We start from the raw sequence: 22,285 nt of genomic DNA on the forward strand, positions 1-22,285 counted from the left end.
TCCCACAGGCGTTACTCAGGCCTCGTGGCAGATGTGCCCATCGACCAAGGTATAACGCACCGCACCTGGCAGGCAGTGGCCGATGAACGGGCAGTTCTCGCCACGGGAGAACCATTGTTCGCCAGCAACGGTGGACGCTTGCGGGTCGAACAGCACCAGGTCTGCCGCGCCACCCACTTTCAGCTCCCCAGCCGGCAGGCGCAGGGCGGCAGCCGGGCCGCTGCTCAGACGGGCCAGCAAGGTCGGCAGGTCGAGCAGGCCGTCTTGCACCAGGGTCATGGCCAGTGGCAGCAGCAACTCGACGCTGCTGATACCCGGCTCGGTGGCGCCGAACGGGGCCAGCTTGGCGTCGCGCTCGTGCGGCTGGTGGTGGCTGGAGATGGCCTGGATCACCCCCGACTTCACCGCCTCGCGCAATCCGTCACGGTCGGCAGCGGTGCGCAGCGGCGGCTGCACGTGATACAGGCTGGAGAACTCGCGCAGCGACTCGTCCGTGAGGATCAGCTGGTACAGCGCTACATCGGCGGTGACCGGCAGGCCCAAGGCCTGGGCCTGGGCGATCAGCCGCGCGCCACGGGCGCTGGTGATCTGGCTGAAGTGCGCACGCACGCCGCTCTGTTCCACCAGCAGCAGGTTGCGCGCCAGGGCCACGGTTTCGGCGCTTTCCGGTATGCCCGGCAGCCCGAGGAAGCTGGCCATGGCACCTTCGTGGGCCAGGCCGCCCTGGGCCAGGTCGCGGTCCTGGGAGTGGAACACCACCGTCAGGTCGAAGGTGGCGGCATACTCCAGGGCGCGGGCCAGGGTACGGTTGTTGGGGATTTCCTTCAGGCCGTTGCCAAACGCTACGCAACCGGTGTCACGCAGGGCCACCAGTTCGGCCAGTTGCTCACCCTCCAGGCCCTTGGTCAGGGCGCCGACCGGGTAGACCTTGCTGTTGGCGGCTTCACGGGCGCGGTCAAGGATAAGTTCGGCTACCGCCGAGGTGTCCAGCACCGGCTTGGTCTGCGGCGGGCAGCACAGGCTGGTAACACCGCCGGCAACGGCAGCGCGGGTTTCACTGGCGATGTTGCCTTTGCGGCTGTAACCCGGCTCGCACAGGGACACGCCCAGGTCGACCAGGCCGGGCGCAGCGACCAGGCCATCAGCCTGGATCGTGCGGCTGGCGCTGAAACCGGCCGGTGCGGCGCCGATGGCGACAATGCGGCCGCCGTCCAGGTGCAGGTCGGTGACCTGGTCCAGGCCGCTGTTGGGGTCGATCACCCGGGCGCCGAGAATACTGATGGTCACTGGGCGTTCTCCTGGTCCAATTGACGTTGCGCGTTCTGCCCGCTCATGGCCATGGACAGCACGGCCATGCGCACGGCGATACCGTAGGTGACCTGGTTGAGGATCACCGAGTGCTTGCCATCGGCAACCGCCGACTCGATTTCCACGCCACGGTTGATCGGGCCCGGGTGCATGACGATGGCGTCAGGCTTGGCCCCGGCCAGGCGCGCGGTCGTCAGGCCGAACAGGCGGTAGAACTCGCCTTCACTGGGCAGCAGGCCACCGGCCATGCGCTCACGCTGCAGGCGCAGCATGATCACCACGTCGACGTCTTTCAGGCCTTCGGCGAGGTCGGTGTAGACCTTTACGCCGTACTGCTCGATGCCGATCGGGATCAGGGTTTTCGGCCCGATCACACGGATGTCCGGGCAACCCAGCGCTTTGAGCGCGAGCATGTCGGAACGGGCCACACGCGAGTGCAGGATGTCGCCGACGATCGCCACGGACAGGTTTTCGAAGCTGCCTTTGTGACGGCGGATGGTGAGCATGTCGAGCATGCCCTGGGTCGGGTGTGCGTGGCGGCCGTCACCGCCGTTGATCACGGCCACTTCCGGGCACACGTGCTCGGCGATGAAGTGCGCGGCGCCGGAGTCGGAGTGGCGTACGACGAACATGTCGGCGGCCATGGCTTCGAGGTTGCGCAGGGTGTCGAACAGGGTTTCGCCCTTGCTGGTCGAGGAGGTCGACACGTTCAGGCTGATCACGTCGGCCGACAGGCGCTGGGCTGCCAGTTCGAAGGTGGTACGGGTACGGGTCGAGTTCTCGAAGAACACGTTGCACACAGTCTTGCCGCGCAGCAACGGGACTTTTTTCACAGCCCGGGCACCGACTTCCAGGAAGGAGTCGGCGGTGTCGAGGATCTCGGTGAGCAGTTCGCGAGGCAAACCGTCAAGCGAGAGGAAGTGGCGTAGCTGGCCCTGATCATTGAGCTGCAGCGGGCGCTTGGCGTCGATTGGCGTCATCGCGGGGGACTCTTAAAGGGCGGAAGCGGAGGCGAGGTCCTGGCGCTCGAGGGCGAGCGGTGCGGGTCCGGTCAATTTTACCCGTTCATGGGCGCCCAGCGACAGGGTGGCGCCGAGCACGTTAGGGCGAATCGGCAGTTCGCCGGCATCCAGGTCCAGCAGGCAGACCAGAGTGACGCTGGCCGGGCGGCCGTAATCGAACAGTTCGTTGAGCGCCGCGCGGATGGTACGACCGCTCATCAGCACGTCATCCACCAGCACCAGGTGCTGGCCTTCGACTTCGAACGGCAACTCGGACGGGCGCACTTGTGGGTGCAGGCCGTTCTGGCTGAAGTCGTCACGGTAGAACGACACGTCCAGGGTGCCCATTGGGCTGGTGTCGCCCATGGCATCCTGCAGGGCCTGGGCAACCCAGACGCCGCCGGTGCGAATACCGATGTAACGGGGCTCGGTGATTGCCCGGCGCGCCAGGTGGGCACGAAGGTCGACAGCCATCTGCCGGATCAGCTCGGCGGGATTGGGTAGGCTCATTGCGGGCTCCTTGGAAGGGTGCGCCGGGTGGACCCGGCGGCAAAGATGATCAGGTATTGGCCTCCAGCCAGCCTTGCAGCAGCAAGGCAGCGGCAATGGCATCGACCGGATTGTCGCGGTAGCTGCCACGCTGGCCGCCACGGGCCATGCGCTCGCCTTTGGCCTCGAAGGTGGTCAGGCGCTCGTCGTGCGTGTGCACGGGCAGGTTGAAGCGGCCGTTCAGGCGGCGGGCGAACTTTTCGGCGCGGGCGCTCATCTCGCTGGGCGTACCGTCCATGTTCAGCGGCAGGCCGACGACGATGGCATCTGGCTTCCATTCGGCAATCAGCTTTTCCACCTGGGCCCAGTCCGGTACGCCGTTCTGCGCCTTCAGGGTGCACAGTTCGCGGGCCTGGCCGGTGATCACCTGGCCGACGGCCACGCCGATCTGTTTGCTGCCATAGTCGAAGCCCAGCAGCAGGCGTAGCTCAGCCATCAGGCGTGGCCCGCCTGGCTGGTCAGCAGGTGCAGGTTGATCCCCAGGCTGGCGGCCGCAGCCTCAAGGCGCAGGTCGCTGGCCATGCCGAAGACGATTTCCGGGTCGAACGGGCAGTTCAGCCAGGCGTTGTCGGCCAGTTCCGCTTCCAGTTGGCCCGCTTCCCAACCGGCATAACCCAAGGTGATCAGGCTCTGTTTCGGGCCCACACCGGCGGCGATAGCCAGCAATATGTCCTGTGACGTGGTCAGCGACAGCCCTTCCAGCGCCACGCTGGCCTGGAAACTGCACTCGCTGCTGTGCAGCACGAAGCCGCGGTCGGTTTGTACCGGGCCACCCTGGTAGATCGGCACCTGCAAGGTGCTGGCCGGCGGCGTTTCGTCCGGGCGCAGCTGCTCGAGGATGTCGGCCAGGCTCAGTTCCTGTGGTCGGTTGACCACCAGGCCCATGGCGCCATGCTCATTGTGCTCGACGATATACGTGAGGGTCTGGGCGAAGTTCGGATCGGCCATGTGCGGCATGGCGATCAGGAACTGGTGCTTGAGGTAGCTGGGTGCGAGGGTTTTCATGGGGGATAGTGTGGCGCCAGGTGGCGAGACTGACAAGGTGCGGATTTGTGTCGTCAGGTTGGCGCTTGGCTTGAGGTTTTTGGCGCTTTTGAGATCGAGCGCCGCCCGCGCGGCGCTCGATATCCGCGCTAGCACGCACCGAAAGCCCTACACCAAGGCTGAACTCAATTACTGGACAAACGGTCCCCACGGGCAAAGCGCCAGGTGCGGATGATCTCCAGCCGGTCGAACTCGGCCAGATCACCGGTAAACGGTGCAAACGGCGCGGCCAGCCGCACGATGCGCTGCGCCGCCTGGTCCAGTACGGGCTGCCCGGACGATTCCAGCACTAGCACCTCGTACAGCGAGCCATCGCGGTTGATCGACACCATCATGCGCAAGTTGCCGTAGATCTGCTGTCGGCGTGCTTCATCGGGGTAGTTCAGGTTACCCACGCGCTCGACCTTCTTGCGCCACTCTTCCTTGTACCAGGCGCCCTTGTCGCGCATGGTCGACGCGGCGTTCAGGCGATGGATGCGTGGGCGCTTGGCGTACATCTGCTGCTCGTTGGACAGCTCCGCCTCCAGGCTGGCGATCTGGCTGGACAACTGCGAGCTGTCGAAGTCCGGCGCCGGTGTGGCTGGCTTGGGCTGTGCTTTGCTTTCCTTGGGTTTGGGTTCGACCTTGTGCGGCTTGGGCGCCGTCGTCACCACCGCCGACTTTTTCGGGGTAGGGGGTGGTACCACCTCGGGCCTGGCCGCAGGCGGTGGGGTGATCTTGTTGATCTTGCTGTCCTGGAACGGCGCCAGCTCGGTGGTCTTGGGCACCGCTTTCTTGTCCAGGGTGCCGCTGCCTTGCTGGTTGTCCTGGGCCTGGAAGTCAGCCTTCTCGGGCGGTTTCTCGCTCTTGAAGGTGGCCAGGGTGATGTCCATGGTGTGGCGGATTTCGGCAGGCTTGACCACGGTGAAGCCGACGCCAAGGATCAGCGCCAGGTGCACCAGCGCAGCCAGGAACAGGGTGAAGCCAAGCCGGTCCGCAGGGCGAACACGGGGAGGCAGCAGGTCGGCAGGGACGTCAGCGGGCAGCGTCATCAGGTATCCAGCAACCGCAGGGCGGGGCAGCAGCTCAGTCGAATAGGACCGGCATCATACCCCACTCTACGGCTTTACTTCGCGTTGGCTGTCAGCGTGCCTTGAGCTTGCGATCAATGGCATCCATCAGTTTGCCACCGATATCGGTGTTGTAGGCGGCATCGATCTCGCGGATACAGGTGGGGCTGGTGACGTTGATTTCGGTGAGGTAGTCGCCGATCACGTCCAGGCCAACGAACAGCAGGCCCTTCTCGCGCAGCGTCGGGCCGACCTGGACGGCGATCCAGCGGTCGCGCTCGGTCAGTGGGCGGGCTTCGCCACGCCCGCCCGCGGCCAGGTTGCCACGGGTTTCGCCGCTGGCCGGAATGCGTGCCAGGCAATAGTCCACTGGCTCGCCATCGATCATCAGGATGCGCTTGTCGCCGTCCTTGATTGCCGGCAGGTAGGCTTGGGCCATGATCTGCTGGGTGCCCAGTGCGGTCAGGGTTTCCAGGATCACCGACAGGTTGGGGTCGCCCGCGCGGTGACGGAAGATCGACGTACCGCCCATGCCATCCAGTGGCTTGAGGATCACGTCGGCATGCTTGGCGGTGAATTCGCGAAGGATGTCCGGGCGGCGGCTGACCAGGGTCGGGGTGGTGCATTGCGGGAACAGCGTGGCGAACATCTTCTCGTTGCAGTCGCGCAGGCTTTGCGGGCGGTTTACCACCAGTACGCCGTCGTTCTCGGCTTGTTCCAGCAGGTAAGTGCTATAGACGAACTCCATGTCGAAGGGCGGGTCCTTGCGCATCAGGATCACGTCCAGCTCGGCCAGCGGGCTGTCCTGCTCCTCGCCCAGTTCGAACCAGCGTGCAGGGTCGGCAAACACCGTCAGCGGGCGCATGCGGGCGCGGGCCTTGCCTTCGCCCTGGTACAGGTCTTGCTGTTCCATGTAGAACAAGCTCCAGCCGCGTGCCTGGGCGGCCAGCAGCATGGCCAGCGAGCTGTCCTTCTTGTAGGAGATGGACGCGATGGGGTCCATTACAATGCCGAGGCGAACGCTCATGGGGGGTCCTCTTGGCGGCAGGTGGCCGCGGTGGATCGAAAGAAAAGTGGCTCAGGGTGGCGCCGGGAACGCCGCCGGTCAAGGGGCGCGGCAGATGGAATGGCCACCCGGAGTGTGCTAAAAATGCAGCTGCAAGCCTTGAGCTACAAGCCTCAAGAAAAGAGCATCCATGCGCCGAGCTGCTTTCTTGCAGCTTGCCGCTAGCAACTTGCGGCTTCAATCCTACTGGTAGGCGTCTATGGAACAACCCCTGAAGGTGATGGTGATCGACGATTCCCGCACGATCCGCCGCACCGCGCAGATGTTGCTCGGTGAAGCGGGCTGCGAGGTAATCACCGCCAGTGATGGCTTCGATGCCCTGGCCAAGATCATCGACCATCAGCCCAGCATCATTTTTGTCGATGTGCTGATGCCACGCCTGGACGGCTACCAGACCTGCGCGGTAATCAAGCACAACAGTGCCTTCAAGGACACCCCGGTTATCCTGCTGTCGTCCCGCGATGGGCTGTTCGACAAGGCCCGCGGCCGGGTGGTCGGTTCCGATCAGTTCCTGACCAAACCGTTCAGCAAGGAAGAACTGCTCGATGCGATCCGCGCCCATGTGCCCGGGTTCGCCACACCTCAACAACACGCACCCTGACCGAGCCCCGCCATGGCGCGGTCCTACTTTCCTGATGGGGAAACAGCATGGCCCGAGTTCTGATTGTCGACGACTCGCCGACAGAGATGTACAGATTGACCGAATGGCTGGAAAAGCACGGCTACCAGGTGCTCAAGGCCAGCAACGGTGCCGACGGCGTGGCCCTGGCCCGGCAGGACAAGCCCGACGCGGTGCTGATGGACATCGTCATGCCTGGCATGAACGGCTTCCAGGCCACCCGCCAGCTCAGCAAGGACCCGGAAACCAGCGCTATTCCAGTGATCGTGGTAACCACCAAGGACCAGGAAACCGACCGTATCTGGGCCACGCGCCAGGGTGCCCGTGACTTCCTGACCAAACCGGTGGAAGAGGAGGCGCTGATCGCCAAGCTCAAAGAAGTGCTGGGGGCTTGACCACCCGCCCGCAAGGCGCGTCGCTGACCGCCTTTGAGTTGTTGCTGGACATCGACCGGCGCTGTCGCCTGCTGGTCGCCGACCAGCCGCCGCAGGACAACCGCGTGCAGCAGTGGAGCGGCATTGGCTTTCGCATTGCCGGGCAGTGGTTCGTCGCGCCCATGGGCGAAGTGGCCGAGGTGCTGCGCGAACCGCGCAGTAGCCGCGTCCCCGGCGTGCAGCCGTGGGTGTGCGGGGTGGCCAACCTGCGTGGCCGGCTGTTGCCGGTGATGGACCTGAGCTGTTTCTTCGGCCTGGGCCACGCCGCACCGGGCAAACAGCGGCGAGTGCTGGTGCTGGATCACGACGACCTGTTCGTCGGCTTGCTGGTCGACGAGGTGCTGGGCCTTCAGCACTTTGCCCTCGACAGCCTGCAGCTGTCGCCGCCGCAGCCGCTGATCCCTGCCGCTGCACGCTTTGTGCAGGGGCATTTTCCGCGTGAACGTAACTGGGCGATCTTCAGCCCCTTTGCCCTGGCCCAGGCGCCGGGCTTTCTCGATGTGGCGTTATAGGACCTGCGAACGTGAACAAGCCTGCCACCCCCGTCACTGCCACCACCGTGAGCCCACGTACCCGCAGCATCGCGCAGATCACCGTGCTGTTCCTGATCCTGATCCTTTCGATCATCTTGCTGTTCGCCAACTTTGCTTACCTGAATACCCAATCCAACTACGACAAGCAGTACATCGGCCATGCCGGCGAGCTGCGCGTGCTGTCGCAGCGTATCGCCAAGAACGCCACTGAGGCGGCCACCGGCAAGGCCCTGGCTTTCAAGCTGCTGTCGGATGCACGCAATGATTTCGAACGACGCTGGGGCTACCTGCGCCAGGGTGACAAGTCCACTGGTCTACCGCCTGCGCCACCTGCGGTGCGTGACGAGATGGAATCGGTACGCCGCGACTGGGAAAACCTGCGCAAGAACACCGACATCATCCTGGCCAGCGAGCAGACCGTGCTGTCGCTGCACCAGGTGGCAGCGACCCTGGCCGAGACCGTGCCGCAGTTGCAGGTGGAATACGAAAAAGTGGTCGAGATCCTGCTGCAGAGCGGTGCCCCGGCCAACCAGGTTGCGGTGGCCCAGCGCCAGCTGTTGCTGGCCGAACGTATCCTTGGCTCGGTCAACACCGTGCTGGCCGGTGACGACAGCGCCGCCCAGGCGGCCGATGCCTTCGGCCGTGACGCCGGGCGCTTTGGCCAGGTGCTGGAGGGTATGCTCAATGGCAATGCGACAATCCAGATAACCCGTGTCGAGGACGCCGACGCGCGTGCGCGGCTGGCCGAAATCGCCGAGCTGTTCCAGTTTGTTGCCGGTTCGGTGGATGAAATCCTCGAAACCTCGCCCGAACTGTTCCGTGTGCGGGAGGCTGCGGGCAACATCTTCAGCCTTTCGCAAACCCTGCTCGACGAAGCGTCGCACCTGGCGAACGGTTTCGAGAACCTGGCTGGCGGGCGCACCCTCGACACCGTTGGCGGCTATGCCCTGGGGCTGCTGGCGCTGGCCTCGATCATCCTCATCGGCCTGGTCATGGTGCGCACCACCAACCGCCAACTGCGCGAGACCGCAGAAAAGAACGAACGCAACCAGCAGGCCATCATGCGCCTGCTCGACGAAATCGAAGAGCTGGCAGATGGCGACCTGACGGTGACCGTATCGGTGACTGAAGACTTCACCGGTGCCATTGCCGACTCGATCAACTATTCCGTGGACCAGTTGCGCGACCTGGTCGCCACCATCAACCACAGTGCAGTGCAGGTCGCCGCCGCTGTGCAGGACACGCAGAACACTGCGCGGCAACTGGCCAAGGCCTCCGAGCACCAGGCTGCACAGATCAGCGAGGCGTCCGAGGCGGTGGGTGACATGGTCGAGTCGATCGATCGGGTTTCGGCGCATGCTTACGAATCGGCCAAGGTGGCCGAGCGTTCGGTGGCCATCGCCAACAAGGGCAACGAGGTGGTGCACAACACCATCAACGGCATGGACAACATTCGCGAGCAGATCCAGGACACCGCCAAGCGGATCAAGCGCCTGGGCGAGTCCTCCCAGGAAATCGGCGACATCGTCAGCCTGATTGACGACATTGCCGACCAGACCAACATTCTTGCCCTGAACGCCGCCATCCAGGCCTCGCTGGCCGGTGAGGCCGGCCGCGGGTTTGCCGTGGTTGCCGACGAAGTGCAGCGCCTGGCCGAGCGCTCATCGTCTGCCACCCGCCAGATCGAGGCGCTGGTGCGTACCATCCAGGCCGATACCAACGAAGCGGTGATCTCGATGGAGCAGACCACCGCCGAAGTGGTGCGTGGCGCACGCCTGGCCCAGGATGCCGGGGTGGCGCTGGCCGAGATCGAAGGGGTATCGCAGAACCTCGCCGACCTTATCCACAGCATCTCCGACGCTGCCCAGTTGCAGACCTCGTCGGCCGGGCAGATCTCCCACACCATGGCGGTGATCCAGCAGATTACCGCGCAAACCTCCGCCGGCTCCGGTGCCACCGCCGACAGCATCCGCCACTTGGCCCGCATGGCCAGCGAGATGCGCCGTTCGGTGTCCGGTTTCACCCTGCCACCCCCTACCGAGCCGCGTTAAGGAATAGTGACCATGGCTTCTGCAGTAAGCCCCGAGCGTCACGAAACAGTGGCGCTGGCCTGGACCAAGGCCGCCATCCTCGATTGCCTGGGCCAGGCACGGCAGGCGCTGGAGCGCTTTGCCGGCGAGACGGGCGACCTGTCGATGATGGCCTTCGTGGTCGACAACCTGCACCAGGTGCACGGCTGCCTGCGCATGCTCGAACTGCGCGGCGCCACGCGCCTGGCCGAGGAGCTGGAGCTGTTTGCCAAGGCGTTGGCCGACGGCCAGGTCAGCCCCCGGGGTGATTGCCTGGGCGCATTGTTCCGCGGCCTGGAGCAGTTGCCCTCGTACCTGGAGCGGTTGCGCGGTGCCCGCCACGACCTGCCACTGGTGATGCTGCCGTTGCTCAACCAGCTGCGCGCCTGCCGGGGGGAGGAACCGCTGGCCCAGGCCAGCCTGATGACCGGCGCCGCCCAACGCTTCGCGGGTGACGATGATCTTGCCAACCTCGACCTGTCGCTGGGCAACTGGCGTGACCAACTGCAGGCCGGGTCGGGGCGCGATGCGCTGCGTTCGGTGGTGACTGCACTGTGCGATGACTTGATGCGCATCAAGGAGCGGCTGGACCAGTTCGGGCGCGGCGACCGTCAGCACCGCGAACAGCTCGATGCGCTGTTGGCGCCGTTGCGCCACGTGGCTGACACCCTGGCGGTACTGGGCTTTCAGCAACCGCGGCGGGTGATCATCGACCAGGTGCTGGCGTTGCAGGCATTGGCTCAGGGCGAGCGGGCGGTGGACGACGCGGTGTTGATGGACGTGGCGGGGGCCCTGCTGTACGTGGAGGCCTCCCTGAACGGCATGGTCGGCCCTTTGGAGGAAAACGGCCAAGGCAGCCTGCCGGGCTCGGACCTGGCCGAGATACGCCAGCTGGTGCTGAATGAATCGCTGAACGTGTTGCAGCAGGCCAAGGATCTGATCGGCGATTACCTGGAGTCCGACTGGCCGCGGCAACGTCTGCAGCCCTTGCCGGGGCTGTTGCAGCAGATTCGCGGGGCACTGGCCATGTTGATGCTGCCGGCCGTGGCCGAGCTGTTTGTCGGCTGCGCAAGCTATGTGCAGCGTTGGCTGCAGCACCTGGAGGAAGAACCGCCGCTTGATGAGCTGACGCATTTGGCCGAGGCACTGAGCGCTGCCGAATGCTACCTGCAATGGCGCACGGCAGACCCGCTGGCCGATGGCCAACCCTTTATCGAGATGGCACGGGCCAGCCTGGCGGCGCTGGGTGTGCAGTGCGCGGTGGTTGGGGCCAGCGCAGACCTGGACGGCAGTGGCGACGGCATCGATGACGAGCTTCGCGAGGTGTTCCTTGATGAAGCGGGCGAGCTGCTGCCGGAAATCGAGCGCCACTGGCTGCGCTGGCGTGCCGACAACCAGCAGCGCGAGGCGCTGGGCGAAGTGCGTCGCGCGCTGCATACACTCAAAGGCAGTGGCCGCATGGTGCATGCCGAGGCGGTGGCTGAACTGGCCTGGGGCGCCGAGCACCTGCTGAACCGGGTGCTCGAGGGCCGCAGCGTGCTCACCCCGGAAGGGGTTGTAGCGCTGCAGCAGGTGTTCGTTCACCTGCCTGACTTGCTGGCCGACTTTGCCGCCGGCCAGTTGCCGCAACTGACTGAAATCGAGCAATTGGCCGGGCACCTGCACAGCCTGGCCGAAAACGATGCCCCGGCGGCTGCCGGTGTCGATGGCCTCGATCCGCAGTTGCTGGGCATTTTTCGTACCGAGGCGCAGGGCCATCTGGCCAGCCTTGAGGTTTATCTGCAAAGCGCCGGCGGCCACGACACGCCGGTCAGTGATGACTTGCAGCGTGCCTTGCACACGCTCAAAGGCAGTGCCGCCATGGCCGGTGTGATGCCGGTCGCCGAACTGGCCACCGCTTTCGACCGTCTGGCCCGTGAATACAAGGGGCATCAACTGCCACTGCAAATGGCCGAGATGGAGTGGCTGGAAGCTGCGCGGTCGTTGTTCCATCTGGGTTTGGCGCAACTCGATAGCACACCCCTGGCCGCCATCCCCGGCGCCGCGGAACTGATCGAGCAGGTGGGCCAGGCCGTGGACAGCCGCCTGGCCAGCCTGCATGAAGACCCGCACCAGGCCGGGCGCAACAAGCGTGATCCGCAGTTGGTCGCCAGCTTCCTGGCGCAGGCCATGGACATTCTGCTCGATGCAGAGACGTTGTTGTCGCGCTGGCAGCAACAGCCCGGCCAGCGCGACGCACTGGATAACCTGCTCGACCAGGTGACCACCCTGGGGCACGCCGCGCACCTGGCCGACCTGTGGCAGATGGATGAGGTGTGCGAGGCGTTGCTGGACCTGTATGGCGCGGTGGAGGAGGGCAGCCTGCCTGCCGATTCCCGCTTTTTCAGCCAGGCGCAGCGGGCCCATGAGGCCTTGCTGGACATGCTGGACGAAGTGGCGGCCGGGCAGGATATTCCACCCCGCCCGGAGCTGGTCGACAGCCTGCGCAACCTGCTGGACCAGGCCCTGGCGCCGGATGCCACCGGCCTGGTGGGCATCGATACGGTCACACCGCTGCACCCGGACATGGACCTGGCCGATACCTTGGGGCTGCCGCACCCGCCGTTGCAGCCGCAGGTGGCAGAGCCGCTTGCCGAGGCGCCGGAAAGCCCCGGCGAAGAGCTGCTGGAAGTGTTCCTGGAAGAAAGCTCGGACATCGTCGAGAGCGCCGCGGCGGCTCTGGCGCGCTGGCAGGCCGACCCGCGCAGCAGCGTCGAGGTGGACAACCTGATGCGCGACCTGCACACCCTCAAAGGCGTGGCGCGCATGGTCGAAATCACCCCGATCGGCGACCTGGCCCACGAACTGGAGTTCCTCTACGAGCTGTTGGCTGCGGGTAGATTGCCGCCAAGCGCGCCACTGTTCGCACTGCTGCAGAACTGCCACGACCGGCTGGCGCATATGCTTGACGCTGTGCGCCTGGGGCAGCCGCTGCATGCCGCCACGGCGCTGATCGACTACATTCGCAACTTCAGCAGCGCCGCACTGACAGACACTGCCGCAGGCCAGGGGCCGCCAGAAGCTGCAACCGCCGAAGTTCCGGCAGCAGCACCAGAGCGGGCACCGGGTGACATGGTCAAGGTCGACGCCGAGCTGCTCGACGACCTGGGTAACCTGGCCGGCGAGCACTCGATCATCCGTGGGCGCATCGAGCAGCAGGTCAACGACGCGCAGTTCGCCCTCAACGAGATGGAGACCACACTCGAGCGCATGCGTGACCAGTTGCTGCGTCTGGATGTCGAGACCCAGGGGCGAATCTCCAGCCGGCAGCAGTTCGAAGGCGATGCCTATGACGACTTCGACCCTCTGGAGATGGACCGCCACTCCCAGCTGCAGCAGCTGTCACGGGCCCTCTTCGAGTCTGCCTCGGACCTGCTGGACCTCAAGGAAACCCTGGCTCAGCGTGCTCAGGAGGCCTACAGCCTGCTGCAACAACAGGCGCGGGTGAACAGCCAGTTGCAGGAGGGCCTGACTGCCACCCTGATGGTGCCGTTCGAGCGCCTGGTGCCGCGCTTGCAGCGCGTGGTGCGGCAGGTGGCCAGCGAGCTGGGCAAGCAGGTGGAACTGGTGGTTGGCAATGCCGAGGGCGAACTGGACCGCAGTGTGCTGGAGCGTATGGTGGCGCCGCTGGAGCATATGCTGCGCAACGCCGTTGACCACGGCCTGGAAAGCCGCGCAATGCGCCTGGCCGCCGGCAAGCCGGAGCAGGGCACCATTCACCTGAATTTGCTGCATGAGGGCGCCGATATCGTCATCGAAATGACGGATGATGGTGCTGGCGTGCCTCTGGAAGCAGTGCGGCGCAAGGCCATCAAGCGCGGCCTATTGGACCCGCAGGCGCAGTTGAGTGACCACGAAATCCTGCAGTTCATCCTGCGGCCAGGCTTTTCCACCGCCGAAAAGATTACCCAGATTTCCGGGCGCGGGCTGGGCATGGATGTGGTGCACGAGGAGGTCAAGCAACTGGGTGGCTCGATGAGTATCGAGTCGGCGCAGGGCAAGGGGGCGCGTTTCCTGATCCGCCTGCCGTTCACCGTGTCGATCAACCGTGCGCTGATGGTGCACCTGGGCGATGAGCAGTACGCCATTCCGCTCAATACCATCGAGGGCATTGTCCGCGTGCCACCTGCCGAGCTTGCGGCGTGCTACCAGCTGGACTCGCCGCGCTATGTCTATGCCGGCCACGAATACGAGCTGCGCTACCTGGGCGAGTTGCTGCAAGGCCTGCCGCGCCCGGCGCTGCTTGGGCAAAGTGTGCCGTTGCCGGTGCTGCTGGTGCATTCCAAGGAGCAATCGTTTGCCATCCAGGCCGACAGCCTGTCGCCCAGCCGCGAGATCGTGGTGAAAAGCCTGGGGCCGCAGTTTGCCGCGGTTGCCGGGTTATCGGGGGCGACACTGCTGGGCGATGGCCGGGTGGTGCTGATTCTTGACCTGCTGGGCCAGCTGCGCGGGCAGCAGCGACGGCTGGCCCGCTTGCCCGGTGGCGGTAGCCAACGCCAGTTGCTTGGCCCGGCACCGCGCCGTGCCTTGCTGGTGATGGTGGTGGACGATTCGGTAACCGTACGCAAGGTTACCAGCCGCCTGCTGGAGCGCCACGGCATGAGCGTGCTCACGGCCAAGGATGGCGTCGATGCCATGGCCTTGCTGGAAGAGCACCGGCCCGACGTGTTGTTGCTGGACATCGAAATGCCGCGCATGGACGGCTTCGAGGTGGCCACACGCATCCGCCGTGACGCGCGGCTGAAGGACTTGCCGATCATCATGATCACCTCGCGCACCGGCCAGAAGCACCGGGACCGCGCCATGGCCATCGGCGTCAACGAATACCTGGGCAAGCCGTACCAGGAATCGCTGCTGTTGCAGAGCATCGCCCATTGGAGCCAGGCCCATGCTTGAACTGATTTCCGGCCAGCGCAGCAGCCTGACCGGGCTGTTGCTACCGTTGGGGGACCGCACGCTGGTGTTGCCCAACGTGGCGGTGGCCGAGTTGAGCGGGCAGCGTAACCTGGTGTGCCAGCATGGCGACCCCGCCTGGCACCTGGGGTGGATCGACTGGCGTCAGCAACGCCTGCCGTTGATCGGTTTCGAGGCCGCATGCGGTGGTGAGACACCGTGCGGCGAGCGGGCTCGCGTGGTGGTGCTCAATGCGTTGGGCGATACCGGTTTGCGGTACCTGGCGCTGTTGCTGCAGGACATTCCGCGCTCGTGCAAGCTCGACAGTCAGCTTAACTACGTGGATGTGGCGCTGGGCAGGTTGGAGCTGGCGGCGGTGCAGGTGGGTGAGCAGGTGGCGCGGGTGCCGGACCTGGTCGCATTGGAAAGGCTGGTGCGTGACGCGGATCTGCAACCTGACCTTGGTTAGGATGTGAGGCGCAGGGCCTGGTGGTCTGGAGTGGGAGCGGCCTTGTGTCGCGATAGGGCTGCGCAGCAGCCCCGGCGGTTCATGCAGTGGCAATGACAGCCTGGGGCCGCTTCGCGCCCCCTTCGCGACACAAGGCCGCTCCCACAAAGAACGAAGCCATCAGCATCACAACAGGAACCCTGCCCACCTCAGGAGGTCTGTGTTTGCATGTATTACGGTGAACGCTTCAACGCCTGGACCCACCTGGTCGGTGCCGTCCTCGCTGCTATTGGTGCCATCTGGCTGATCGTGGCCGCGGGCCTGCAAGGCGACCCGTGGAAGATCGTCAGCTTCTCCATCTACGGCGGCACGCTGCTGTTGCTGTACAGCATCTCCACCCTGTACCACAGCACCCGTGGGCGGGCGAAAGTGATCATGCGCAAGCTCGACCACCTGTCGATCTATCTGCTGATTGCCGGCAGCTACACGCCGTTTTGCCTGGTCAGCCTGCGCGGCCCGTGGGGATGGAGCCTGTTCGGCGTGGTCTGGGGGCTGGCGATCATCGGCATGTTGCAAGAGATCAAGCCGCGCTCCGAGGCGCGGATCCTCTCGATCATCATCTACGCGGTGATGGGCTGGATCGTGCTGGTGGCAGTCAAGCCACTGCTGAACTCGCTGGGCACTGCCGGCTTCGCCTGGCTGGCTGCCGGCGGCGTGTTCTACACCGTCGGCATCATCTTCTTCGCCTTCGACAGCCGCTTCCGCCACTGGCATGGCATCTGGCACCTGTTCGTGATCGCTGGCAGCCTGATGCACTTCGTGGCGGTGTCGTTCTACGTGCGCTAGTTAAAAATCGCCCCACAACTGCTGTGCCACCGACAGCGCCACCACCGGCGCGGTCTCGGTGCGCAGCACGCGCGGGCCAAGGCGTGCTGCTTGGAAGCCGGCGGCTTTGGCCTGCTCGACTTCGGCCTCGCTAAGGCCGCCTTCGGGGCCGATCACGAAGGCCAGTGTTGCGGGCTTTTCATGGCTGGTGAGCGGCTCGGCCACCGGGTGCAGGACCAGTTTCAGGTCAGCCTCGGTGCTGCTCAACCATTCGGCCAGGGTCACGGGTGGGTGGATGACGGGCAAGGTAGAACGCCCGCATTGTTCACAGGCGCTGATCGCCACTTGGCGCCAGTGGGCCAGGCGCTTGTCGGCGCGTTCGTCTTTCAGGCGCACTTCGCAGCGCTCGCTGACGATCGGGGTGATTTCGTTGGCACCAAGCTCAGTGGCCTTCTGGATCGCCCAGTCCATGCGCTCGCCACGGGAGAGGCCCTGGCCCAGGTGCACATGCAGCGGTGAATCGGCCTGGCCGGCAAAGGCCTGGTCAAGGCTGACGCGGACAGTTTTCTTGCCCACTTCGAGCAACTGACCACGGTATTCCTGGCCGCTGCCATCGAACAGCTGCACGGCGTCGCCGGGTGCCATGCGCAGCACGCGGCCAATGTAATGGGCCTGGGCCTCGGGCAGGTCGTGCTCGCCAAGGCTCAGGGGGGCGTCGATGAAGAAGCGGGACAGTCTCATGGGTTTGCTCGGTAAATAGAGAGACGCAGATCCCCTGTGGGAGCGGGCGTGCCCGCGAATCAGGCGCCGCGGTGCCTGGCAAGGGCTTCGCCCTTGTTCGCGGGCTCGCCCGCTCCCACAGGAAAAGTGGTGTGGCGAATTGCCGGGCCTAGCCCGGGTCGCGGAAGTCGGGGTGGAAGTTGGCCGGCACTGCGACACTGATGCTATCGCGGGTGGCGATATCAATGCCTTCGCTGGCCACTTCGGCAAGGAAGTCGATCTGCTCGGGGGTGATCACGTACGGCGGCAGGAAATACACCACGCTGCCCAGCGGTCGCAGCAGGGCGCCGCGGGTCAGGGCGTGCTTGAACACCTTCAGGCCACGGCGCTCCTGCCAGGAGTAGGCAACCTTGCCTGCCTTGTCTTGAACCATTTCGATGGCCAGGGCCATGCCAGTCTGGCGTATTTCGGCAACGTGAGCATGATCGGCCAGGTGTGCAGTGGCTGTGGCCATGCGCGTGGCCAGGGCCTTGTTGGCCTCGATCACGTTGTCCTGCTCGAAGATATCCAGGGTCGCCAGCGCTGCAGCGCACGCCAGCGGGTTGCCGGTGTAGCTGTGCGAGTGCAGGAACGCGCGCAGTGTCGGGTAGTCGTCGTAGAACGCCTGGTACACCTTGTCGGTGGTCAGGCAGGCGGCCAGCGGCAGGTAGCCGCCGGTCAGGGCCTTGGACAGGCACAGGAAATCCGGGCGGATGCCGGCTTGCTCGCAGGCGAACATCGTGCCGGTGCGGCCGAAGCCCACGGCGATCTCGTCATGGATCAGATGCACGTCGTAGCGGTCGCAGGCCTCGCGCAACAACTTGAGGTACACCGGGTGGTACATGCGCATGCCACCGGCACCCTGTATCAGCGGCTCGACGATCACAGCGCTGATCGAGGCGTGGTGTTCAGCCAGGGTCTGCTCCATGGCCTGGAACATGTTGCGCGAGTGCTCTTCCCAGCTCATGCCCTCGGGGCGCAGGTAGCAGTCAGGGCTTGGCACCTTGAGGGTGTCGAGCAGCAGCGCCTTGTAGGTTTCGGTGAACAGCGGCACATCACCCACCGACATGGCGGCAATGGTTTCGCCATGGTAGCTGTTGGTCAGGGTGACGAAGCGCTTCTTGTCCGGTTTGCCGATGTTCTGCCAGTAGTGGAAGCTCATCTTCAGCGCCACCTCGATGCACGACGAGCCATTGTCGGCATAGAACACCCGGTCGAGACCGGCCGGGGTCATGGCGACCAGGCGCTCGGACAGCTCGATCACTGGCTGATGACTGAAACCGGCCAGGATCACGTGCTCGAGCTGGTCGACCTGGTCCTTGATGCGCTGGTTGATGCGCGGGTTGGCATGGCCGAACACGTTGACCCACCAGCTGCTTACCGCATCCAGGTAGCGCTTGCCCTCGAAGTCTTCCAGCCACACGCCTTCGCCGCGCTTGATAGGGATCAGCGGCAGCTGCTCGTGGTCTTTCATCTGGGTACAGGGGTGCCACAGGACCTTGAGGTCGCGTTGCATCCACTGATCATTGAGGCCCATGGGCACTTCTCCTGGCTTTGCGGCGTGGTTCGACCGCGTAAGCCTAAGCAATGCCGCAGGGCAGGACAACCGCTGCCGTTCAATGGCGGTGGGTGCCGGTCCATTCCAGCTTGCGGATATGCACGGTGCCGGCGTGCGAGGTGGAGATGGTCAGGCGCCGAAAGGGGCCGTCAATCACCTGGTAGTAGGGGTGTGTAGCGATCGGGCCCGGGCGAGCGTCCCGGAAGCCGCTACCTTCGAGGGTGAGCCAGTAAAAAATGCGAGGGGATGGCGCAACCAGGTCATAGTCGATGTTCTCGGCATCGAACAACATGTGCAGGTCTTCGCTCAGAAAGTCGCTGACTACGTAGTATTCCAGCCGCAGGGACTCGACCTCTTGAGCGAACGCAATCGAAATTTCGCTGTGTTCACCAATGACCAGCTCGGTACCGTCCTCGCCCTTGAAGGCTTCGTGAAAGCCGATCCAGGACGTGCTGCTGGCGTGGAAGCTCAGGCCTGAGGCTGTGCGAAGTGTCTGCCTGTGTAACAGAAGCTGCCGCTCCACTTGGTTGAAACGCTCCTCGAAGATCATGCGCAGCCCCCCCTGGCGGGCTTTTGGCCATCTTCGCCAGCTTCGTCTACCACCCTGTGACATGGCTACTGGCAAAAATGTCAGTTGCCAAAAGGACTTGATGTCACTGCGCTGGCAGGGTGACCGGACCTGACGTATTCTTAACGCATCTTCCTGGGGCATTCCTGCCTCTCCCCGTTTCTGTAACCTCTGACTCGGAGTTCGCCGACATGGCTGCTGCTTGGGTGCGCCTGTGCGCGTTGGTATTGATTGGTGTGTCCAGCGGCGCTGCGCTGGCAAAAGACAAGACGCCCACGGCGATTGTCGTGGGGGGTGGCCTGGCCGGCCTGACGGCAGCCTATGAGCTGCAGAACAAAGGCTGGCAGGTGACCCTGCTGGAGGCCAAGGCGGGCATGGGCGGGCGTTCGGGCCTGGCCACCAGCGAGTGGATCGGCAACGCCAAGGCACAGCCGGTGCTCAACCAGTACCTCGACCGTTTCAAGCTTGAAACACTGCCGGCGCCCGAGTTCGTGCGTACCCCGGGTTACCTGATCGACGGCGAGTACTTCAGCGCCAGCGACCTGGCCACCAAGCAACCGGCCACTGCCGAGGCGCTCAAGCGTTACGAGAAAACCCTTGATGACCTGGCCCGTTCGATCGATGACCCGCTGAACCCGCAGGCAACCAGCACGCTGTTCGCCCTTGACCAGATCAACGTCTCCACCTGGCTGGACAAACTGCAACTGCCGGCCACCGCCCGTCAGTTGATCAATCAGCAGATCCGCACCCGCTACGATGAACCGTCGCGCCTGTCGCTGCTGTACTTCGCCCAGCAGAACCGCGTGTACCGCGGCGTCAGCGACCGCGACCTGCGCGCCGCGCGCCTGCCCGGTGGCAGCCCGGTGCTGGCCCAGGCTTTCGTCAAGCAGTTGAAAACCATCAAGACCAGCTCGCCGGTTACCGCCATTGTCCAGGACAAGGATGGTGTCACGGTAAAAGTCGGCAGCGTCGGCTACAAGGCGGATTATCTGGTCATGGCTGTGCCCCTGCGCGCGCTGGCCAAGATTCAGATGACCCCTGGTCTGGACAGCCAACACCTGGCGGCGCTCAAGGGCACCAATTATGGTTGGCGCGACCAGATCATGCTCAAGTTCAAGAAACCCGTATGGGAAAGCCGTGCACGCATGTCGGGCGAAATCTTCAGTAACGCCGGCCTCGGCATGCTGTGGGTCGAACCGGCGCTCAAGGGGGGGGCCAATGTGGTGATCAACCTGTCCGGCGATAACGCTCGCCTGCTGCAGGCCTTTGGTGAAAAGCAGATGGTCGACCAGGTGCTGATCCGTCTACATGCGTTCTACCCCCAGGCCCGTGGTGCTTTCACCGGTTACGAGGTCAAGCGATACAGCGCGGACGCTGGCACGGGTGGTGCCTACCTGGCCTACGGCCCGGGGCAGATCAGCAAATACTGGCGCCTGTGGGAGCGTCCGGTGCAGCGCATGACCTTTGCCGGTGAGCACACGGATGCCTTGTATCCGGGCACTCTGGAAGGCGCCCTGCGCAGTGGCCAGCGTGCGGCCAGCCAGGCACAGGACCTGTTGGCCGGCAAGTCGTTCGACCCGGCCAAGGCGCTGCCGGTTGCGGCGGCGGCAGGTGCGGTGGCCGCCAAGGAGAGCAAGGGCGGATTCTTCTCCAATATGTTCGGCGGTTCGTCCGACAAGGGCGACAAAGCTGACAAGGCGCCGGCCAAAGCTGAGCCTAAGCAGGCCGAAGAGGCCAAGCAGGACAAGCCAGGCTTCTTCAAGCGCCTGTTTGGCGGGGCGCAAACGCCAGAGGCGAAGGCTGAGCCAATAGCCAAGGCTGAGGAAGTGGCGCCTGCACCTGCGCCCGCTCCACAGGCGGCTACGGCTCCTGCCTCGCCTACGCCTGTAGCCAAGGAAGCGGCCGCCAAGCCTGCGGCAACCAAAGCCGCTCCCGCCAAGCATGCGCCCGCGCACAAGCCAGCCCACAAGCCTGCCGAGACGAAGAAGGCGACAGCCAAGTCGGAGCCTGCGAAGAAGGCTGTAACCAATACCCAGGCCAAGGCGGGCTGATCGATCGACAGTGTCGGCCTGTTCGCAGCCGAAGGGCCGACACTGCAACCCGAACTCTCCTACTATCGTTAATGTTTTCTTAATGGTCAGCTAACAGAATAAATATCGGATTCCTCGATAATCCAAAGCAATTTTTTCCGCTTTTCTTCGATACGTTACGCGTTAGTCTGTGCATAGCTTTCACGGGGAAACACGCAACATGCAACTGCGCAATTCACCTTCTCGCTACGGCGTGGTCAGCATCATCCTGCACTGGGGCGTAGCACTCGCAGTCTTCGGCCTGTTCGGCCTCGGCCTGTGGATGGTCGGCCTCGACTACTACAGCCCATGGCGCAAAGCTGGCCCGGACCTGCACAAGAGCATCGGCCTGGTGCTGCTGGCGGTGATGCTGCTGCGGGTAGTCTGGCGTTTCATCAGCCCGCCACCACCGGCACCCACCAGCCACGGCGCAATCACACGCCTGGCGGCCAAGCTGGGCCACCTGGCCCTGTACCTTGGTCTGTTTGCGGTGATGGCTGCCGGTTACCTGATTTCCACCGCCGACGGCGTCGGCATTCCGGTGTTCGGCCTGTTCGAAGTGCCGGCACTGATCAGCGACCTGCCTGACCAGGCAGATGTGGCGGGTGTGGTTCATTTGTGGCTGGCTTGGGGGCTGGTGATTTTTGCCGTGCTGCATGCCCTTGCCGCGCTCAAGCATCATTTCATCGACCGTGACGCGACCCTGACTCGCATGCTGGGCCGCAAAGCTTGACTCTCAACCTCAATTACACAGGAAGGAACAGGATGTTGAAAAAGACTTTTGCCGCTCTGGCGCTCGGTACCGCTCTGCTCTCTGCTGGCCAGGCCATGGCTGCCGAGTACAAGATCGACAAGGAAGGCCAGCACGCGTTCGTTGACTGGAAAATCAGCCACCTGGGCTACAGCTTCATCCACGGTACTTTCAAGGATTTCGACGGCAACTTCAGCTGGGACAGTGCCAAGCCTGAAGCCAGCAAGATTAGCGTCGACTTGAAAACTGCCAGCCTGTGGTCGAACCACGCCGAGCGTGACAAGCACATCGCCAGCGCCGACTTCCTCGACGTGAAGAAGTACCCGGACGCCAAATTCGTCTCCACCAGCGTCAAGTCGACTGGCGACAAGACTGCTGACGTGACTGGCGACCTGACCATGCACGGTGTCACCAAACCGGTGACGTTCAAAGCTACCTTCAACGGTGAAGGCAAGGACCCATGGGGTGGTGAGCGCGCAGGCTTCAACGCCACCACAACGCTGAACCTGAACGACTTCGGCATCAAAGGCCCAGGCGCTACTTCGCAGACCCTGGACCTGGATATCAGTGTTGAAGGTGTGAAGCAGAAGTAATTTCTGCTGGCTGAAGACCGAGGGGGCCGCTTTGCGGCCCTATCACGACACAAGGCCGCTCCCGCAGAGAATTTCTTGATCTCTGCAGGAGCGGCCTTGTGTCGTGATAG

General features: G+C 64.2%; 20 protein-coding genes. 10 read left to right on the forward strand and 10 right to left on the reverse strand.

Translation table 11 applies throughout. The features are described from left to right. Positions 1-15 precede the first annotated feature (15 nt). The 7 genes from ACF8Q6_RS23890 to gshB all read right to left on the reverse strand — a co-directional run bounded on the left by ACF8Q6_RS23890 (position 16) and on the right by gshB (position 5,978). Positions 16-1,287: a dihydroorotase gene (locus tag ACF8Q6_RS23890; protein WP_392499575.1), complete on the reverse strand. Its 1,272-nt coding sequence runs from the start codon at positions 1,285-1,287 to the stop codon at positions 16-18. After that, positions 1,284-2,288 carry an aspartate carbamoyltransferase catalytic subunit gene (locus ACF8Q6_RS23895; RefSeq protein ID WP_003249311.1) on the reverse strand — a complete coding sequence of 335 codons (1,005 nt, stop codon included), beginning with the start codon at positions 2,286-2,288 and terminating at the stop codon, positions 1,284-1,286. The genes ACF8Q6_RS23890 and ACF8Q6_RS23895 overlap by 4 nt, the downstream gene beginning before the upstream one ends. A 12-nt stretch (positions 2,289-2,300) precedes the next feature. Next, positions 2,301-2,819 carry a bifunctional pyr operon transcriptional regulator/uracil phosphoribosyltransferase PyrR gene (pyrR, locus tag ACF8Q6_RS23900; protein ID WP_003249313.1) on the reverse strand — a complete coding sequence of 173 codons (519 nt, stop codon included), beginning with the start codon at positions 2,817-2,819 and terminating at the stop codon, positions 2,301-2,303. Between the two features lie 49 nt (positions 2,820-2,868). Continuing rightward, positions 2,869-3,294 carry a Holliday junction resolvase RuvX gene (gene ruvX, locus ACF8Q6_RS23905; protein WP_003249316.1) on the reverse strand — a complete coding sequence of 142 codons (426 nt, stop codon included), beginning with the start codon at positions 3,292-3,294 and terminating at the stop codon, positions 2,869-2,871. Continuing rightward, positions 3,294-3,863 (reverse strand): YqgE/AlgH family protein, encoded by a 570-nt coding sequence (locus tag ACF8Q6_RS23910; protein ID WP_003249318.1) that lies wholly within the window; start codon positions 3,861-3,863, stop codon positions 3,294-3,296. The genes ruvX and ACF8Q6_RS23910 overlap by 1 nt, the downstream gene beginning before the upstream one ends. Positions 3,864-4,027: 164 nt before the next feature. After that, a complete protein-coding gene (locus tag ACF8Q6_RS23915; protein WP_014754675.1) occupies positions 4,028-4,933 on the reverse strand; it encodes an energy transducer TonB in 906 nt (301 codons plus the stop codon). A 91-nt stretch (positions 4,934-5,024) separates the two neighbouring features. Beyond that, positions 5,025-5,978: a glutathione synthase gene (gshB, locus tag ACF8Q6_RS23920; RefSeq protein ID WP_392489849.1), complete on the reverse strand. Its 954-nt coding sequence runs from the start codon at positions 5,976-5,978 to the stop codon at positions 5,025-5,027. A 238-nt stretch (positions 5,979-6,216) separates the two neighbouring features. Here gshB and ACF8Q6_RS23925 point away from each other — a divergent pair, with 238 nt between their 5' ends. The 7 genes from ACF8Q6_RS23925 (at position 6,217) to ACF8Q6_RS23955 (ending at position 15,898) form a co-directional block, all read left to right on the forward strand. Then, a complete protein-coding gene (locus ACF8Q6_RS23925) occupies positions 6,217-6,618 on the forward strand; it encodes a PleD family two-component system response regulator (protein WP_392489848.1) in 402 nt (133 codons plus the stop codon). Positions 6,619-6,665: 47 nt separating this feature from the next. Next, positions 6,666-7,031, forward strand: coding sequence for a twitching motility response regulator PilH (gene pilH / locus ACF8Q6_RS23930; protein ID WP_014592657.1), 366 nt, complete (start codon positions 6,666-6,668; stop codon positions 7,029-7,031). Then, a complete protein-coding gene (locus tag ACF8Q6_RS23935; protein WP_014754673.1) occupies positions 7,028-7,582 on the forward strand; it encodes a chemotaxis protein CheW in 555 nt (184 codons plus the stop codon). The genes pilH and ACF8Q6_RS23935 overlap by 4 nt, the downstream gene beginning before the upstream one ends. A 47-nt stretch (positions 7,583-7,629) precedes the next feature. Further along, positions 7,630-9,654 carry a methyl-accepting chemotaxis protein gene (locus ACF8Q6_RS23940; protein WP_256658262.1) on the forward strand — a complete coding sequence of 675 codons (2,025 nt, stop codon included), beginning with the start codon at positions 7,630-7,632 and terminating at the stop codon, positions 9,652-9,654. A gap of 12 nt (positions 9,655-9,666) precedes the next feature. After that, positions 9,667-14,607, forward strand: a complete 4,941-nt coding sequence (locus ACF8Q6_RS23945) for an Hpt domain-containing protein (RefSeq protein ID WP_392489847.1) — start codon at positions 9,667-9,669, stop codon at positions 14,605-14,607. After that, entirely contained in the window at positions 14,600-15,073 is a 474-nt protein-coding gene (locus ACF8Q6_RS23950) for a chemotaxis protein CheW (protein ID WP_003249336.1), read from the forward strand. The genes ACF8Q6_RS23945 and ACF8Q6_RS23950 overlap by 8 nt, the downstream gene beginning before the upstream one ends. Positions 15,074-15,280: 207 nt before the next feature. Further along, entirely contained in the window at positions 15,281-15,898 is a 618-nt protein-coding gene (locus tag ACF8Q6_RS23955; protein ID WP_014754668.1) for a hemolysin III family protein, read from the forward strand. On the opposite strand, the gene ACF8Q6_RS23960 is transcribed toward ACF8Q6_RS23955, so the two are convergent. The 3 genes from ACF8Q6_RS23960 to ACF8Q6_RS23970 all read right to left on the reverse strand — a co-directional run bounded on the left by ACF8Q6_RS23960 (position 15,899) and on the right by ACF8Q6_RS23970 (position 18,744). Continuing rightward, a complete protein-coding gene (locus tag ACF8Q6_RS23960) occupies positions 15,899-16,618 on the reverse strand; it encodes a 16S rRNA (uracil(1498)-N(3))-methyltransferase (protein WP_392489608.1) in 720 nt (239 codons plus the stop codon). Positions 16,619-16,766: 148 nt separating this feature from the next. Then, positions 16,767-18,173, reverse strand: a complete 1,407-nt coding sequence (locus tag ACF8Q6_RS23965; protein ID WP_392489607.1) for an adenosylmethionine--8-amino-7-oxononanoate transaminase — start codon at positions 18,171-18,173, stop codon at positions 16,767-16,769. 79 nt (positions 18,174-18,252) lie between these two features. Then, the gene (locus ACF8Q6_RS23970; RefSeq protein ID WP_003249344.1) at positions 18,253-18,744 is read right to left on the reverse strand and encodes a hypothetical protein; all 492 of its coding nucleotides are present in this window, start codon (positions 18,742-18,744) and stop codon (positions 18,253-18,255) included. 209 nt (positions 18,745-18,953) lie between these two features. On the opposite strand from ACF8Q6_RS23970, the gene ACF8Q6_RS23975 reads away from it, so the two are divergent. From ACF8Q6_RS23975 to ACF8Q6_RS23985, 3 genes are all read left to right on the forward strand, one after another. Then, the gene (locus ACF8Q6_RS23975; protein WP_392489606.1) at positions 18,954-20,813 is read left to right on the forward strand and encodes a flavin monoamine oxidase family protein; all 1,860 of its coding nucleotides are present in this window, start codon (positions 18,954-18,956) and stop codon (positions 20,811-20,813) included. Positions 20,814-21,012: 199 nt separating this feature from the next. Continuing rightward, positions 21,013-21,564, forward strand: a complete 552-nt coding sequence (locus ACF8Q6_RS23980) for a cytochrome b (RefSeq protein WP_392489605.1) — start codon at positions 21,013-21,015, stop codon at positions 21,562-21,564. A gap of 32 nt (positions 21,565-21,596) precedes the next feature. After that, positions 21,597-22,175, forward strand: a complete 579-nt coding sequence (locus ACF8Q6_RS23985) for a YceI family protein (RefSeq protein ID WP_003249350.1) — start codon at positions 21,597-21,599, stop codon at positions 22,173-22,175. The last annotated feature ends 110 nt before the right edge of the window (positions 22,176-22,285 follow it).

The sequence above is a fragment of the Pseudomonas sp. GLN_2 genome, from assembly GCF_043106005.1.
Classification (GTDB): domain Bacteria; phylum Pseudomonadota; class Gammaproteobacteria; order Pseudomonadales; family Pseudomonadaceae; genus Aquipseudomonas; species Aquipseudomonas alloputida.